The organism is Acetobacterium malicum subsp. dehalogenans DSM 11527 (assembly GCF_000472665.1).
In the GTDB taxonomy this organism is placed as follows: Bacteria; Bacillota; Clostridia; order Eubacteriales; family Eubacteriaceae; genus Acetobacterium; species Acetobacterium malicum.
In genome coordinates, this window is the sequence record NZ_AXAC01000078.1 from 1 (window position 1) to 1,346 (window position 1,346).

Annotated in this window: 1 protein-coding gene; it reads left to right on the forward strand. The window is 42.3% G+C overall.

Annotated elements, in window-relative coordinates:
• The first annotated feature begins 19 nt into the window (after nt 1-19).
• The gene (locus A3KS_RS0117150; protein ID WP_051355972.1) at nt 20-1,342 is read left to right on the forward strand and encodes an IS4 family transposase; all 1,323 of its coding nucleotides are present in this window, start codon (nt 20-22) and stop codon (nt 1,340-1,342) included.
• Nucleotides 1,343-1,346: the final 4 nt, after the last annotated feature.

Genomic DNA, 1,346 nt, shown 5'->3' on the forward strand with positions numbered 1-1,346 from the left:
CCCATCTGAACAGACAAAAATTGCATTTTTAAAAGCTTTTAAGGCATTGAAACTGGCAGGATTACTCAGAGATTCCGGGATCCGTAAAGCACAGGGTATAAAAGTTGCTCAAGTTTTCGAATTGCTGTTACTCCTTGCCTTTCAGGGAAAAAATCTGTATCGCTATCTGGATTCAAAATATCAGGAAACAACGGCATCCAAAAATACTTACTATCGTTTTTTGAATACCTCAACTTATAACTGGCGTCGGTTTCTGACATCGCTGTCTGCTAAAGTCATTACGTCATTCAGCCGGTTGACTCGTCCGGATCGCGTCAAGGCTTTTGTCCTGGATGATTCGGTGATCAGCCGAAACCGGAGCAAGCATGTTGAATTGCTGGCAAATCTCTATGACCACGCCGACCATCGCTTCATCAAAGGGTTTACCATGCTGGCGCTTGGCTGGACCGATGGTTACAGTTTTGTACCAACCGATTTTGCGATGCTGTCATCCGCCAGCAAAAAAAATCGGATACAGGAAGTTTCAGAATCAATTGACAAACGCACCAGTGGTTACAAACGCCGAAGTGAAGCCATGAAAAAGAAAACCGATGTCGCTGTTCAAATGATCAGAAATGCGCTAAAGCAAGGTATACTGGCCGATTATGTTTTAATGGATACCTGGTTTACCCACGAACCGATGATTCGCGCCATTCTGGATGAGGGGCTGGATGTGATTGGGATGGTTAAGCAATTGAAACAACGTTATCACTACAAAGAAGGTTTTTATAGCCTTTCGGAGTTGCGAAAACACTTGCCGAAACATACGCCCGGAAACCAGTTTGGATCCATCATTGTAAAAACGAAAAACGGGATCCCGGTTAAACTTGTTTTCGTTAGAAACCGTAATAAAAAAAGTGATTGGCTGACGGTACTCAGTACCGATTTATCCTTGTCTGATGAAGAAATCATCCGTATTTATGGGAATCGATGGAGCATAGAAGTTTTCTTCAAATCTACCAAGTCACTCATGAAGCTTGGCACCGAATTTCAAGGGCGAAACTATGACATGATGATCAGCCATACAACCATTGTTTTTACCCGTTACATTCTCCTGGAATGGCTTCGCCGAAGCGAAAATGATGATAAAACCTTGTGCGAATTATTCTTCAGGCTTTGTGATGACATCCAGGATATGGTACTCTCAACCGCTCTTCAAAGTTTGATGAGCTTATTTGTTGAACAATTAAATTCGGTAGGCGCTAGAAAGTCTACACTGTTAAAAAATCAACTCCAGCAATGGATTGACTCTCAGGCCTCTTTTATAAAGGCTTTGTTCGGTCAATTAAGCTGGGAAAGTTGAGTTA